Origin of the sequence: Lysobacter soli, assembly GCF_009755585.1 — a bacterium.
GTDB lineage: Bacteria > Pseudomonadota > Gammaproteobacteria > Xanthomonadales > Xanthomonadaceae > Lysobacter_J > Lysobacter_J soli.
Window position 1 is genome coordinate 3,349,990 of sequence record NZ_CP046603.1, and the last position, 15,565, is coordinate 3,365,554.

At 67.1% G+C, this 15,565-nt stretch carries 9 protein-coding genes; 3 read left to right on the plus strand and 6 right to left on the minus strand.

Annotated elements, in window-relative coordinates:
• Window positions 1-74: 74 nt before the first annotated feature.
• Together GOY17_RS15305 and GOY17_RS15310 are read left to right on the plus strand one after the other, a co-directional pair.
• The gene (locus GOY17_RS15305) at window positions 75-1,502 is read left to right on the plus strand and encodes a M28 family peptidase (RefSeq protein ID WP_198173951.1); all 1,428 of its coding nucleotides are present in this window, start codon (window positions 75-77) and stop codon (window positions 1,500-1,502) included.
• Between the two features lie 9 nt (window positions 1,503-1,511).
• Window positions 1,512-3,248 (plus strand): EAL domain-containing protein, encoded by a 1,737-nt coding sequence (locus tag GOY17_RS15310; RefSeq protein WP_115843501.1) that lies wholly within the window; start codon window positions 1,512-1,514, stop codon window positions 3,246-3,248.
• Window positions 3,249-3,252: 4 nt separating this feature from the next.
• Here GOY17_RS15310 and GOY17_RS15315 read toward each other — a convergent pair whose 3' ends face one another.
• Entirely contained in the window at window positions 3,253-5,253 is a 2,001-nt protein-coding gene (locus GOY17_RS15315) for a S9 family peptidase (RefSeq protein ID WP_157031047.1), read from the minus strand.
• Between GOY17_RS15315 and GOY17_RS15320 the strand changes: the two genes are divergently transcribed.
• Window positions 5,218-5,814 carry a hypothetical protein gene (locus GOY17_RS15320; protein WP_157031048.1) on the plus strand — a complete coding sequence of 199 codons (597 nt, stop codon included), beginning with the start codon at window positions 5,218-5,220 and terminating at the stop codon, window positions 5,812-5,814. The two genes, GOY17_RS15315 and GOY17_RS15320, sit on opposite strands and share 36 nt — an antisense overlap.
• 227 nt (window positions 5,815-6,041) lie before the next feature.
• On the opposite strand, the gene GOY17_RS15325 is transcribed toward GOY17_RS15320, so the two are convergent.
• The 5 genes from GOY17_RS15325 to GOY17_RS15345 all read right to left on the minus strand — a co-directional run bounded on the left by GOY17_RS15325 (window position 6,042) and on the right by GOY17_RS15345 (window position 15,433).
• Window positions 6,042-8,603: a glycoside hydrolase family 3 protein gene (locus tag GOY17_RS15325; protein ID WP_232338449.1), complete on the minus strand. Its 2,562-nt coding sequence runs from the start codon at window positions 8,601-8,603 to the stop codon at window positions 6,042-6,044.
• Window positions 8,604-8,634: 31 nt separating this feature from the next.
• Window positions 8,635-10,155, minus strand: a complete 1,521-nt coding sequence (locus GOY17_RS15330; protein ID WP_157031050.1) for a tryptophan halogenase family protein — start codon at window positions 10,153-10,155, stop codon at window positions 8,635-8,637.
• A 39-nt stretch (window positions 10,156-10,194) separates the two neighbouring features.
• Window positions 10,195-11,226 (minus strand): cupin-like domain-containing protein, encoded by a 1,032-nt coding sequence (locus GOY17_RS15335; RefSeq protein ID WP_157031753.1) that lies wholly within the window; start codon window positions 11,224-11,226, stop codon window positions 10,195-10,197.
• Window positions 11,227-11,249: 23 nt separating this feature from the next.
• Entirely contained in the window at window positions 11,250-11,987 is a 738-nt protein-coding gene (locus tag GOY17_RS15340; protein ID WP_157031754.1) for a SapC family protein, read from the minus strand.
• Between the two features lie 254 nt (window positions 11,988-12,241).
• Entirely contained in the window at window positions 12,242-15,433 is a 3,192-nt protein-coding gene (locus GOY17_RS15345; protein ID WP_157031051.1) for a TonB-dependent receptor, read from the minus strand.
• Between the last annotated feature and the right edge of the window lie 132 nt (window positions 15,434-15,565).

Here is a 15,565-nt window from a genome sequence, read left to right on the forward strand (position 1 = left end):
GACGCGAGTTGCTACGCTCGCGGTTTCGTCGTCCTTTCGACGCCGTCTTCCAGGGGAGTTGTTCGATGCGCGCAATGCTGTCGGTGGCGATCGCCACCTGTCTGTTCGCCGCCGCCGCAAGCGGTCACGCAGCCGAGCGCGAGACGCGCATTCCCGACAAGGCCATCGCCACCGCCGCGCAGCTGCGCGAAACCGCGCTGAAGAGCGACCTGGGCTACCGCATCACCGAATCGCTCACCACCGAAGTCGGCCCGCGCCTGGCCGGCAGCGAGGCCGACGCGCGCGCCGTCGCGTGGGCGGTGGCCAAGTTCAAGGAACTGGGCTTCGACAAGGTCTGGACCGAACCGGTCACGTTTCCGAAGTGGGAACGCCGCAGCGAGTCGGCGCATGTCGTCGGCGCGAACGCACAGCCGCTGCACCTGACCGCGCTCGGCGGCAGCCCGGCGGGCAACGTCGAAGGCGAAGTCGTGCGCTTCGCCGACCTCGCCGCACTGGAAGCCGCGCCCGCCGGTTCGCTCGCCGGCAAGATCGCCTTCATCGACTACAGGATGGAACGCGCGCGCGACGGCGCCGGCTATGGCCCGGGCTCGCGCGTGCGCAGCAAGGGGCCGTCGGCGGCGATCCGCGCCGGCGCGATCGGCTACCTGATGCGCTCGGCCGGTACCGATTCGCATCGCAATCCGCACACCGGCATCACCCGTTTCGATGAGGGCCTCAAGCCGATTCCCTCCGCCGCGCTCGCGGTGCCCGACGCCGACCAGCTCGGCCGCCTGCTCGCGCTCGGCAAGCCGGTGAAGGTGAAGCTCGCGCTGGATTGCGGCTGGGACGGCACGTACACCTCGCAGAATGTGATCGGCGAGATCCGCGGTTCGAAGAAGCCGGACGAAGTGGTCGTGATCGGCGGCCACCTGGACTCGTGGGACCTCGGCACCGGCGCGATCGACGATGGCGCCGGCGTCGGCCTGACGATGGCGGCCGGCAAGCTCATCGGCGACCTCAAGCAGCATCCGGCCCGCACCATCCGCGTGGTCGCGTTCGCCAACGAGGAACAGGGGCTGTACGGCGGCAAGGCCTACGCCGACGCGCACATGAAGGACGTGGCCAAGCACCAGATCGGTGCCGAAAGCGACTTCGGCGCCGGCCGCATCTACGCCTATTCCAGCTCCGCGCCGGAGCATGCGAAGGCTGCCGATGCGCAGATCGCGCAGGCGCTCGCGCCGCTGGGCATCGAATACGTGCCCGGCCAGGGCGGCCCGGGGCCGGACGTCGGTCCGTCGGCCGAGAAGGGCATGGCGTGGGCGCGCCTGGCGCAGGACGGCACCGATTACTTCGATCTTCACCACACCCCGGACGACACGTTCGATAAGATCGACCCGCAGGCGCTGGCGCAGAACGTCGCGGCCTATGCGGTCTTCGCCTACCTGGCGGCCTCCGCGGACGGCGACTTCGGCAGCGGCACGCCCCCGCAGAAACCCGCAACTCCCCCGGCAACAAAGAAGTAGTCCGAAGAAATGGCGCAGCGGTACGACGAGAAGGTTGATACCGCGGTCGATCCCATCACCGGGCTCCACCGCCTCGGCGCCAACGGACCCAGCCTGGCGACCGCCATCGCGGTCGCCGGCGCGACGCGACGACGCATCGCGCTGCTGCACATCGACGTGGACATGTTCCGCTCGATCAACACCAACATGGGCACGGCGACTGGCGACCAGGCACTGGCCGCCATCGCCCAGCGCCTGCGCCGCGCGGTGCCGCGCGACGGCTGGATCTGGCGCCTGACCAGCGACGAGTTCGTCATCGGCATCGGCTACCGCGAAGGCGAACTGGACGGCGCCGGCCTCGCGGAACGTCTGCGCGACGCCTTCGAAACGCCGCTGTCGATCCCGCCGTACACGCTGCCGGTGACGCTCTCCATCGGCATCGCCGTCTTCCCCGACCACGCGCCCAACGCCGCGACGTTGCTGTCCAAGGCCGAGGAAGCGCTGCGTCGCGTGAAGCAGGACGGCCTGAACAACGTCGGCCTGTATTCGGCGGCGTCGGAGGATCGCGGCGCACCCAACGATGGTTTCGCGCAGCGGTTCATCGAGGCGCTCGATCGCGGCGAGTTCCGCCTGTACTACCAGCCGCAGGTCGCCGCGCACGACGGCAGCGTCACCGGTTTCGCCGCGTTGCTGCGCTGGCAGACCGATCGCGGGCTGCTGCGCCCCAGCCAGTTCCTCGAGCCGATCAACCGCGTCGGCCTCGCCGCGCGACTTGGCGCGTGGGTGGTGGAATCGGCGATCGCGCAGCTCGCGCAATGGCGCGCCGAAGGCCTGGATTACCTGTCGATGTCGGTGCACCTGTCCGGCCCGCTGCTGGTGCAGCGCGACTGCCTGGACCGCATCGGCGAGCTGCTGCATCGCTACGGACTGCCGGGCAACGCGCTGGAGTTCGAGATTCCCGAGAGCGTGCTGGTCACCGACAGCCATCGCGTGCACGACACGCTCGCCGGCCTGCGCGCGATGGGCGCGACGCTCACCGTGCAGGACTTCGGCCTGGGCGGGCTGTCCTTCGCCGCGCTCGGCCAATACCCGCTGGATCGCATCAAGATTGATCGCAGCTTCATCCGCAATGTCGCCAGCGATCCACGCAGCGCCGCGATCGTGCGCGGCATCATCGCGATGGGCCACCAGCTGGGCATGAAAGTGATCGCCAAGGGCGTGGAAAGCGAGGCCGAACTCGGCTTCCTGCGCCGCAACCATTGCGATTTCTTCCAGGGTTATCTGTTCAGTCCGTCCGCACCGGCGGACCAGCTCGGCGAAATGGTGAGCAAGCGCTTCCTGCTCCCGGGCGCGTTTGCTGCGACGCGTCCGGAACGCACGCTGCTACTGCTGGACGACGAGGAAAACGTGCTGCGCTCGCTCGTGCGCCTGTTCCGCCGCGATGGCTACCAGATCCTCACCGCCAACAGCGTGCGCGAAGCCTTCGACCTGCTGGCGAGCAACACCGCGCAGGTGATCCTGTCCGACCAGCGCATGGCCGACATGAGCGGCACCGAATTCCTCACGCGTGTGCGCGACCTCTACCCCGACACCATCCGCATGGTGCTGTCGGGGTATACGGACCTGGCGACGATCACCGAGGCGATCAACCGCGGCGCGATCTACCGCTTCCTGACCAAGCCGTGGAACGACGAGGAACTGCGCGAGCACATCCTTGATGCCTTCCGCGCGCACGAACGACGCGCGGCCGGCGAATCGGTGTACTGACGCGTCACGACGCTTTCGCAGCCGCGGTGGCGGCTTCGTCTTCCTCGGGCTGCGCCTGCTGTTCCGACGATTCCCCCGCGTGGCGCATCACCCAGTCCACGAGACGCCGGTGGAAGTCCACGCGATGGCTCGGCCGCCCGCTGCCGGACAGGCCGTGGCTGCCGCCGGGATACACGACCATGGTCGGCGCCTTGCGGGAGAGTCGCAGCAGGTTCGCGTACAACTCCTCCGATTGCCCGAGCGGACAGCGCTCGTCGTCCTGCCCCTGCAGCATCAGCACGGCCGCATCGACGTGCGCGCAGTACTCGATGGGCGACAGGCGGTGATAGCGTTCGCGCGCTTCGTCGATCTCGCCGCCCATCGCATAGGGCGTCACGTAGAACCCCGTATCCGACGTTCCCGTGTGGGACTCGACGTCGCTGATCGGCGCACACACCACGGCCGCGCGGAACACGTCGCTGTTGCCCACGGCCCACGCGCTGAGGAAGCCGCCGTACGACTTGCCGGCGCACGCGATGCGATCGGCGATGAGGCCGTCCTTGCGCAGGCGGTCGAGGATGGCGAGGTACTGCGGCAGATCGCGCTCGCCCCAGTGCCCGATCAGTCGCTTGGCGAACTCCGCGCCGTAGCTGGCCGAACCCACGGCGTTGGGCGCGACGATCATCCATCCGCGCGACACCAGTTCGTACCAGTACACGTGGCTGGGGTAATCCACGAGCACCGTGCTCTGCGGGCCGCCGTGCATGTCGACCAAGACCGGAAACGGGCCCTTTCCCGGCGGACGCAGCAACCACGCATCGATGCGCTCGGTTCCACCTTCGCCATCGGGCACGTCGAATGCGCGAACCGTCACGCGCGGCGCCGCACGCTCGCGGATCCACGGACGGTTGAAACTGGTGTGGCGCTGCTGCGATCCGCCGTCCCAGTCGCAGCTGAACACTTCTTCGGGCTTGCGCATCGTCGCGCACGAGAAGATCAGACGGCCGTTGCTTTCGCCCAGTTGCATCACGTGGCGCAGCCGGCGCGGGAAGTGATGCACGCGATTGTGCTCGCTGTCGATCACGCAGATGTCCTGCATGCCGCGGATCGACACGACGGTGGCGATGCGCACGCCGTCCTCGTGCCAGAAGAACTGGTCGCCTTCCAGGTGCAGGTCGTCGTTGCCGAGCTGGGTGAGCGTGCCGTCGGCCACGCGCAGCAACCACGGGTGATCCAGCGAATCGCCCGGCGTCGTGTTCCCGCCGAAGACCAGCCGGCTCGAGTCGGGCGACCACTGCAGTCCCTGCACGGCCGCGAGCGCGGTCGTGACGCGACGTGCGTTGCCGCCATCGACGTCCGCCAGCCACAGGTCGGCGCGATGTCGTTGCTTTTCCTCGCGCGTGCGCACGAACGCCAGGCGCTTTCCATCGCGCGAACAGCAGGCTTCCTTCACGTCGAAGTCGCCGTGCGTGATCTGTGTCGCCTCACCGCTGTCCGCATCGATGCGGAACACGTGCGTGCGCTTGCCGACGGAGGGGCCGCTGCCGTCCATCTTGTACGGAAGATGCGTGACGACGAGCGGGCGCGTGCCATCGGCAAGGCTTGCATCGTCCTGCGCGTCTTCGGCCCAGGGCACCGACGCGCTCACCAGCAGCGCGCTTCCGTCAGGCGTCCAGCCGTGGATGATTTCCGGCGAGTGTTCGAGCGAGGTCAGCCGACGTGCCTCGCCGCCGGAGAGCGGCAGCAGGTACACCTGCGTGCCCTGCTTCTGTTGCCGGTTCGACAGGAACGCGAGCGTTTTTCCGTCGTGGGAAAGCCTTGGCGAGCGGGCACTGGATTCGTTAGAGGTCAGCTCGCGCGGCGCGGCATCGCCCGAGGTGTCCACGCACCATGCCGTGGAGCTGTAGCCGTCGCGTTTGCGCGAAGGCCGCGAGCGTGCGAATACCGCGATCGAATGCCCCGGCGCGCCCTGCACCGAAAGCAGCGTGGAATGCAGGTACAGATCATCGACAGCGAATGGCTTCATCCGTGGTCCTCTTTGCTGCGAACAGCGAAGCGCCCGGAATCTTTCCGGGCGCCGTTGCCTGACCAGTGGCTTTACTCAGCGACGCTGGCTTCCACCGCGCTCTTCGTCGCGCTGGCTGCCGCCGCGGCCGCCGCCATCCTCGCGCTGACCGCCCTGCTGGCCGCCGCCGCCCTGACCGCCACCCTGCTGGCCGCCACCACCCTGCTGGCCGCCCTGCTGACCGCCACCACCCTGCTGCCCGCCCTGCTGGCCGCCGCCACCCTGCTGGCCGCCCTGCTGACCGCCGCCACCCTGCTGGCCGCCGCCCTGCTGGCCACCACCGCCCTGGCCCTGCATGCCGCCCTGTCCACCCTGGTTCTGGTTCTGGCCGCCCTGGTTCTGCTCACGCTGGTTGTTGTTAGCCATTACTGCATCTCCGATGTTCAGGCGGATTGCCTGACAACATGGACAACGCAAGCGTCATGCCAGCGATTTTTCGCGCGATGCATGCACGTCGCAGTCGCGTCCGCTACGCATTCAGTGTGCGCGCGACGAGATGCGTGTCGCGATGGCACATGGTAGGTCCAACGGCAGTGAAGAACGCGACGCGCGCGCACTGCGGAACAATGTGCAAGCAGCGCGCAAGAGGTGCGGACTCGGCCGTAGCACGCTTGCGCTGCGCGTGACGATCACGCGACGCGTGTGATCGTTCATGCGCTCACGCGTTCGTGAGGGAACCTGCGCATCGCGCGACGGAAAAAAGAAGGCCGGCAATCGCCGGCCTTCTGCTCAACGCATTGGGATTGGATTCACCACTTGCAGGGCAGCACGTGCTCGGCTTCGTTCGATGCGCCCAACGCGATGCGTGATACCGACATCTGCAGCTTGCCCTTGCTTTCCAGCACCAGCACCGAGTCGAGCTTGCGCATGTCCGCGCCCGCCGTCGCCAGGCACTTCAGCGGCACGCCGAACGTCGTCCACTGCCCGGCAGGCAGCTTCGCCAGCGCGTCGCGCGCGGGCAGGCTCGCAGGCTTGCAGCCGGCGCCGCAGGTCACGCCGACGGACACATCGCCTGCCGGCGCGGCTTCCAAGCGCGTGGTCAGCACGATCATCACCTCGCCGTTGGTTTCGCGCATGAGGTTCATCGGCTTGTCGGTGAGCAGCGTCGCCGTCGCGGCCTGCGCGCCGGACCAGTCGAGGCGTCGTGCGTCTTCCTGCGCTTCATGGTCGACCGCGGTGACGGCGAGGCTGCCGTCGGGCAGCTTCGCCGGCAGCGTCGTCACGTCGACGTTCTGCCCTGCCGCGTTGCCCAGGCGAAGACGCAGGCCATCGGCGAGCGTGCCGCGCGCGTAGAACGTGCCGGCTTCGGTCTGGCCGGGCTTCACGCCGGATTCCTCCGGCAGCGGCGCGAGGTTGCCGTCGTCGGCATACGTCAGGCCGAAGCCGAACGCGAACTGCGGGTCGTAATCCTTCTGCCCGACGTTGTTGGCGACCTGGATCGCCGTGCGCGGCCAGCTGAAACCGAGTTTGCCCTTGAAGTCGTTCTGCACGCTGCCGTCGGCCTTGCGCAGGATCACGTCGGCGACGCCCGCGCCTTCCGAACCCGGCAGCCACGCGGCGACGAACGCATCGCTCGCGTTGATCTCGCGGTTCATCCACAACGGGCGGCCGCTCAGGAACACCGACACCACCGGAATGCCCGCGGCCTTCAGGCGCTTGATCAGTTCGAGATCGGAATCGTCGCCCGGGCGATACATCAGGTTCGGAATGTCGCCCTGGAACTCGGCGTACGGATCCTCGCCGAAGACGACGACGGCCACGTCCGGCTTCTGCGTGAACTTTCCGTCCACCGCCATCGTCGCTTCGCCGCCGGCGGCCTTGGCCTGCTGCGCGATGCCTTCGAAGATCGTGTCGGCGTTGGGGAAGTCCTCGCGCTTGCTGCCCGAACCCTGCCAGCTGTACGTCCAGCCGCCGACCTGCTTGGTCATGTCGTTCGCGCCGCTGCCGGCAACGAGGATGCGCTTGCGCGGATCCAGCGGCAGCACGCCGCCCTGGTTCTTCAGCAGCACCAGCGATTCGCGCACGGCCTGTCGCGCGACGGCGCGATGTTCCGGCGCGCCGAGCAGTTCGAACTTGCCGCCGACCGCACGCTGCGACGGCTTGCCCGCTTCGAACAGACCGAGGCGGAACTTCACGCGCAGGATGCGGCGCACCGCGTCGTCCAGGCGTTCCTGCGAAATCGTGCCGGCCTTCGCCGCGGCGAGTGCGGTGTCGTAGAAGCCCTTCCAGCTGTCCGGCGCCATCGCCATGTCGAGGCCGGCGTTGATCGTCGCCGGACAGTCGCTCGGCGTGCAGCCGTCGACCTGGCCGTGGCCGTTCCAGTCGCCGACGACGAAGCCGCCAAAATTCATGCGGCCCTTCAGCGCGTCGGTCAGGAAGGCCTTGTTGCCGTGCATCTTCACGCCGTTGACGCTGTTGAACGACGCCATCACCGACTGCGCGCCGGCGGCGATCGCCGGCGGATAACCCGCGGCATGGATGCGCACGAGGTCGGCTTCGCTGAGCTTCGTGTCGCCCTGGTCCTCGCCGTTGGTGGTGCCGCCGTCGCCGAGGAAATGCTTCACCGACGAGATGACGTGGCGACCGTCGAGGAATTCCTTCGTGCCGACCTTGCCCTGCAGGCCTTCGACCATCGCGCCGGCGAAACTGGCGACGACCTCGGGCGATTCCGAATAGCCTTCGTACGAACGGCCCCAGCGATCGTCCTGCGGCACGGCGACGGTAGGCGCGAACGCCCATTCCATGCCGGTGGTGCGCGTTTCCAGCGCGGTGATCTCGCCGATGCGGCGCAGCAGTTCGGGATTGCGCGTCGCACCCAGGGCGATGTTGTGCGGGAAGATCGTCGCGCCGACGATGTTGCTCTGCCCGTGCACAGCATCGATGCCGAACATCACCGGGATGCCCTTGCCGCCTTTCGACTTGTCGATCGACGCTTCGTAGAACGCGTCGGCGAGCGCGAGCCATTCGGCCGGCGTCGCGTTGTAGCGCCCGCCCGGATCGGAATTGCCGCCGGCCAGCACGGAGCCGAGGTGATAGGTGCGCACGTCTTCGGGCGTGATGCTGCTGATGTCGCCCTGCACGATCTGGCCGACCTTCTCCTCGACCGTCATCGACGCCAGCAGATCGTTCACGCGCTTCTCCAGCGCGGGATCCTCGGGCAGCGGCCACTTCACTTCCGGCCACGGCGATGCGCCGGCCTGCGGCTGCGCGCCGGCCTGCGGCCTGTCGTCGCCCTTGCATGCGGCCAGCGCCAGCAACAGCGCCGACACCAGTACGCCACTTCCGATCCGACCGAGGTTCCCTGCTTTCACCGTACCGCCTCCTGTGTGTCGTGCGATGTCGTCATGCCTGGACCGCCGGCCGCCGCGCGCCCCACACTTCCGGCGCGGCCTTGCAGTAGCGGTCGATGAATTCCTGCTGCGTCGGGAACTTCGCCACCGCATCAAAGATGGGCTTGCGGATCTGGTCGAGGAAGCGGCGCATCTGGTCGTCCGGCAGCGCGCGCGTGAGCGGATGGTGCTGTTGCGGCTCAAGCCCCTGGCCGAGCATCACGTGCGTCCACGAATCCACGCGGAACAGCTCGTTCGCGCCCTGCCACGCGTGCGCGCGATCGCGCCATGCGCGCAGCCGGATCGACAGCGAATCGGGAATCTCCATCTCGCGGCACTGCTTCCACATCGGCTCGTCGCGCTGGTTGGCGTGGTAGTGCAGGATGATGAAGTCGCGCACGTGTTCCATCTCGCGACGGCCGGTGTCGTTGTAGATCTCCGTCAGCGACTCGGGAATGCCGTCGAACGGGAAGGCCTCGATCAGCCGGATGATCGACGTCATCGACAGGTGCAGGCTGGTCGATTCCAGCGGCTCGATGAAACCGCTCGCCAGTCCGAGCGACACCACGTTCTTGTTCCACGCCTTCAGGCGACGACCGCTGCGGAACGGCACGCGCCACGGATCGCGGATTGGGGGCGCCGCCGCGTCCTTCAGCAATCGCGCCGTGGCCTCGTCGTCGGACATGTGCTGGCTGGAATACACCCAGCCCGTGCCGACGCGATGCTGCAACGGAATGTGCCAGCGCCAGCCGGCGTCGTGCGCGATGGCGCGCGTGTACGGCACCGGTCCGCCGGTCGATTCGGTCTGCACCGCGACCGCGCGATCGCACGGCAGCCACTGGTGCCAGTCCTCGTAACCGGACTTGAGCGTCTGTTCGATCAGCAATCCACGGAAGCCCGTGCAGTCGATGAACAGATCGCCTTCGATGGCCTGGTCGTCTTCCAGCACCAGCGCTTCGACGAAACCCGATTCGCCGTTCTGCCGCACCTCGCGGATCTTGCCTTCGATGCGCTTGAGCCCGAATGCTTCCGAACGCTTGCGCAGGAAGCGCGCGTACAGGCCGGCATCGAGGTGATACGCGTAGTTGACCTGCGGCTGCGCCGGCAGCGCGAAGCGGTCGGCGAGCGCGGCCTGCGTTTCCAGGCAGTAGTCGCCGAGCTTCGAGTCCATGCCGCGCTGCAGGCTTTCGAGCCAGAAGTGGTGGAAGGCCGCGACCAGCGTGCCCTGCCCGGTGATGCCGAACGGGTGGATGTAGCGCTCGCCATGCCGGCGCCAGTTCTCGAACGAGATCGCCAGCTTGAACGTGCCGGCGACTTCGCGCAGGAACTCCTGCTCGTCGATCTGCAAAAAACGATGGAAATTGCGGATCGGCGGCACCGTCGATTCACCGACGCCCACGGTGCCGATCTGCTCGGATTCGATCAGCACCACGTCGAGCAGATCGCGGAACTGGTGCGTCAGCGCCGCTGCGGCCAGCCAGCCGGCGGTGCCGCCACCGGCGATCACGACCCTGCGGATCCTGCCCTTCTCCATCTTCACTCCCTCGTGTGACGTGATGTCGAGCGCATGCGCTCAGCGGTTGAGTTTGGCAAGCAGCATCGCGCGCAGTTGCCGCGCGAGCATGTCGTCGACGGGCGCGAGCGCGCCACGCGCCTGCGCCGGAAGATGCGCGCCGGCCTGCTCCGGATCTCCGAACACGTAGTAATCGAACACTTCGCGCCACGCCTGCTTCTCGCGCTCGGGGCGATCACGCAATGCCCAGATCGCGTGATGCAGCGCATGCATCGGCGTGGGCACGTACGCCGGCACGCTGCTCCACCACGTGTTCACCAGCACGTTGAATGCTTCCAGCGCCTGCACGTGGTGCCACCACAGGCTCGGCATGAAGATCGCATCGCCCGGTTCGAGCACGGCAGTACGCGCGACGGCGAGCGCATCGCGGAAACGCGGATAGCGCGCGAAATCCGGTGCGTCGAAATCGACCACGCTGACCTGCTGCCCGCCCGGCGTCGGTTCCAGCGGACCCGGATAGAGGTTGTGGATCTGCTCCGGCGGAAACAGCGTGAAGCGGCGACGGCCGACCGCGCACACGGCGATGTTGTTCATCGCATCGTAGTGGCACGACGCGGTGACGCGATTGCCGATCCAGATGCTCGGCGGTGCGTCGATGCCCTGCGTTGCGAGCCCGATGTCGTTCTTCGCGCGAAATCCGGGCAGGCGCGTGTCGATGAGCAGCGAGGCGACGTACCAGGTCGGAGGCGTCGCGTCGTTCGCGTGCGACGCGATCTCGTCCAGCACTTGCGACAGCACGCCGCGACGCACCTCGAAATTGAGCTGCGTGAAATCGTCGTTGTAGAACGGACGTCCGCGGATCTCCGGCGCGCCCCACGAGTACGTCACCGGCTGGCCGTTGTCGTGACGACGCAGGTAGTCCATCGCCGATTGCATCGACTGCTCGCCGGCCTTTACCAGCTCCCAGTCGCGCGCGATGCCGCGCAGCACCACCGGTTCGCCGCCCGCGAGCAGTTCGTCGATCGGCAACGTGTCCGCGCGCAGGCCGTGCCGCTCGGCGATCGGCTGCGTCGCGCCGGCGCGCGCATGCATCGTCGCGTCGCCGGCCAATGCGTTCACTGCGCGGTCTCTCGCAGCCGCCGCTGCTTTTCGGCCATCAGCCGGCGCAGGTTGTGGACGGAGGCGAGCACGAGGTACACGCCTTCGAGATAATTAGCGCGATGAAGCGCGTGCAGCTGTTCGGCATCGAGCGCGGCCAACCGGTCGCGGTCGATGTTGTGCAGGCCCGCCAGGCTCACGCGATGACCTTCGTCGAGCGTGATTTCCAGCGACACCGGCTGGATGAGTCCGAGCGCGTCGAGCGCGGCGTACATCGCCTGACCGGCATCGACGCCGTCGCGGATGCCGCGCAACACGGTGGAAATGTGGTCGAGGTAGGCGCTGTTGCCGCCCTGCGGGAGGAACACCGCCTCGCCGTCGCCGGCCTGGATGCGCGGGTGGTCCATGTCCACGTGCACGACCGGTTCGCGGCGGAGTTCGCCTTCGATGCGCTGCTCCTGGAAGCCGATCAGGAACGGTCCCTTCGCGATCGCACCGGGCAGGTAGGCGGCATTCCAGCGTTCGCCCTGCAGGAAGAGGTTTTCCTTCGCGTCGAAACCGAGCAACGCGACCGCCTGCCACTGGCCGCTGTCGCGATCCTTGCGGAAGAAGATCGGGTATTCGCGCTGCAACTCGGCGAACTCGGTCGGAAACGCCATGACCATGCCGACGTCGTCGCCGAATTCGCGACCGAAGCGCGTGGCCACGCGCAGGTCCTTGTGCGTGATGTTGTTGAGCAGTTCGTATCGGGCCATGTCGGGCTGGCAATGGGCAGGCTTTCGCACGTTATGCGCCTGCCGTTCGACGGAAGCAAGGGTTTCGGAATGTCGCGATTGCGGCGCCGCAAACGAGAAGCGAGAAACGCGGGATCGCGAGCGTCACGGGAGGGAGAGCGTCCTCCGTGCCGCGTGCGATGGTCCCTCGTTCCTCGCGTTGGATGGGGTCCGGGAAACGGGAGGACGCATCGCGCCTCCCGTCCCCGCACCCGCGTTTCCTCGTACGCGTGCCGTCAGTAGCGCCAGCGCACGCCCAGCATGTAACGCGGGCTCTGGTCGACCAGCTTGATCATCTGCTTCTCGGAACGGCCGTGCCAACGCACGTCCTCGCCGGTCAGGTTGATCGCTTCAAAGCCGACCTGCCAGTTGTCGTTGAACGAGTAGTTGACGCTCAGATCCCACTGCTCGTATTCCTCGACGTAGAACGGATTGCGGTTGGAGCCGTTCTCGTTGGCCGCGATCAGGTACTCGTCGCGCCAGTTCCAGGCCAGTCGCGCGGACCAGCCGTACTTCTCGTACATGAACATCACGTTGGCCGTGTCGCTCAGGCCGAGCAGCGCGAACTGGTCGCGATCGACCACGGTGTTGTCGAACGCGACGTCGCCGTCCACCAGCGTGTAGTTCGCGAAGATGCCGAAGCCCGACTCCCCGAAGAAGTACTGGCCACCCATTTCCCAACCGTGCAGGTTGGCGTTGTTCTGGTTGACCGGACGCTGCACGTCGAACTCGTACAACGGATCATCCGCTTCGCCGACCAGGTCGTAGGCGTTCTCCATCGCCAGCGACTGCGCGGACGTACCGTTGTACGCGCCCAGGCCGCCGGTTTCCGGATTGCGCAGCATCGCCACCGCCGTGAACAGCGCGGTGTCGTTGGCCGAACACGCCTGCGCGAGATCCGCGCCTGCTGCCGTGGCCTGCGTGGCGCACGCCTGGCTGGTGAGGAACGCGAGCGCCGCCTGTGCATCCGGACCGGAGGTCGGATCGCGCAGGCCGTACAGGTTCTCGCGCACCACCGAGCTGCCGACGAAGTTCTTCACGTCCTTGTTCCAGAACGTGACCGAGACGAAGCTCGCGTCGGCGAAGTACCACTCCACCGCCAGGTCGAGGTTGTCCGATTCCAGCGGATCCAGTTCCGGGTTCTGCGCATCGCCGTCCGCACGCGTGGACGGGTTGATCAGGATCGAACCGGTCGGCTGGTTCGGCGTGGGGCCGGCGTACAGGCTGCCGTACGGCGCACGCGCGATGGTCTGGCTGAACGACGCGCGACCCTTGATCTCATCGGTGAAATCGATGCTGAAATCCAGGTTCGGCAGCACGTAGTCGTAGCTGTGCGTTTCCTTGAAGGGCTGCGTGTCCTCGCCGCGCAGGATGCGGAAGTCGTTGTTCGCCTGCCACTGGATCGCGGTGGGGATGGCGACCTGCGAGGTCGAGGTCAGGTAGGTCTTCTCGTAACGCACGCCGATGCGCGTGTGCGTCGGGAAACCGCCGAGCGTGCCGTCCATTTCGACCTGGCCGTACACCGAGTCGGTGTCTTCCTCGATCTCGTTGTCGGCGGCCAGCTGGTCGTTGCGACGCGTCTGCGCGCCGTAGAAATCGCCCGCCCACAAGGCGCCGGCCGTGGCGTTGCCGCGCCATGCACCGCGCGCGGCGCCGTCGGTGTTCCAGTCCTCGAACATGCCGACGATGCTGATCGGCGTCAGCAGTTCCTGCAGGCCCGGTTCGTTGCCGGTGTTGGCCACGCCCCAGTCGCCGAGCGTGGAATACGCCTCGGTCGCCTGCATGCGCCTCATGGTGACGTTGGACGAATCCACGCCGAACAGGAAGCGGCCGTCATCGAAGTTGTATTCGCCGTCGATGCGGCCCTGCTTGACCTCGGTTTCCTGGCGCTGCGAGTTGATGCGCAGCACCTGCGAACCGATCTGCTCCGGCGGGAAGTCCGGATTGACCGTGCCGTTGGCGCCGCTCGCGGCCGAAACCGGATCGGTGTACCACGTGCGCGCACCGATCGGCAGGCCGTTGTTGAACCACAGCTCCTGCGCCCAGTTGCCGCCGCAGTACGGGCCCACGGTGCAGTTGTTGGTGCCGGCGATGGAGAAGAACGTCGAACCGCCGCCGGTGACCGGATCGTTCGGCAAGCTCTTGGACGTCGTGTTGTGCGCATCGAAGGCCAGGCGGAAGCGGTCGGTGACGTCCCACTTCACGTTCAGGCCGAGCGAATCGAGCGTGTATTCCTGCTCCTGGCGCTGCTGCTCGTAGCCGAAGTCCTTGGTGCCGACGATGTCGCGAAGGTAGATCGGCGTGGCGACCTCCTCGTCGGTATCGAAGGTGAGGTGGCTGAAGCTGTTGGCGCGCTGCAGCCAGATCGTCTGCTCGCCGCGGTCTTCGGTGATCTCGTTGCTGGAGTAGGTGTAGTCCAGCGTGAAGGTCAGCGCGTCGGTCGGCGCGAACTGCAGCACGGCCTGGCCGTTGATGCGTTCGCGTTCGAAATCGGCGAAGGCGTAGCGCAGGTCGTTCGGCATGCCGTACAGCTGGCCGATCGCCGGCGCGTTGGTCACGATCGCGTCCGGACGCAATGCCGGATCGGTGCCGGTCCAGCGCTGCATGTTCCAGGCGTTCTCGGTCGACTGCACCGAACCGCCGTGGCGCTTCTGGTAGCTCGCCGACAGGCCCACGCCCCACGTCTTGTCGGCGTTGGCGTAGCTGAAGATGCCCGAGACTTCCGGCGTGATGTCGGTTTCGAACGGCTGCGATTCGTCGTAGACGGCCTTGGCGCCGAGGTTGGCGATGACATTGCCGCCCTGGTGGTTGAACGGGCGATCGGTCTGGATGTCGATCGTCGCGCCGATGCCGCCGCTGGGCACGGTCGCCTGGCCGGTCTTGTAGACCACCAGCGTGTCGATCGCTTCCGATGCCAGCTGCGCGAAGTTGAACGCGCGCGTGCCGCCGTCGACGCCGCCGATCGGGATCTGGCCCGGCGCACCGAAGGCGTCCGCGCCCGGGATCTGGCGACCGTTGAGGGTGACCATGTTGAACTGCGGGCCGAAGCCGCGCGCGGTGATCTGCGCGCCTTCGCCGTCGCGGCGCTCGATCGAGATGCCGGTGATGCGCTGCAGCGATTCGGCCAGGTTCGTGTCGGGGAACTTGCCGATGTCTTCGGAACTGATCGCGTCGACGACGCCGGCGGCCTCGCGCTTGAGCTCCATCGACTGGTTGAGCGAGTTGCGAAGACCGGTGACGGTCACCGAATCGAGCGTGGTGGCCTCGTCCGCGGGGTTCTGTGCCTGTAGCACCTGCCCCTGCGTCGCCTGCGTGGCGTCCTGCGCGAACGCGGGATTGATCACCAGCATGCCGCCGACGAAGGTGAACATCGCCGTGCGCTTGAGGATGCGGCTGTTGAACTTCGTGTTGGACGTCCTGCGGCTCATGGCGCGGCCCTCCGCTGGACGGCTCGTTGATCGGAAAAAACCTTGTCCTGCGACGGCGGCTCGATGGTGGCCGCTTGCTTGCAGGACGCGCTTGCTGCGTCGGACCGGAACCAAATCATGTGGTCTGCCCTC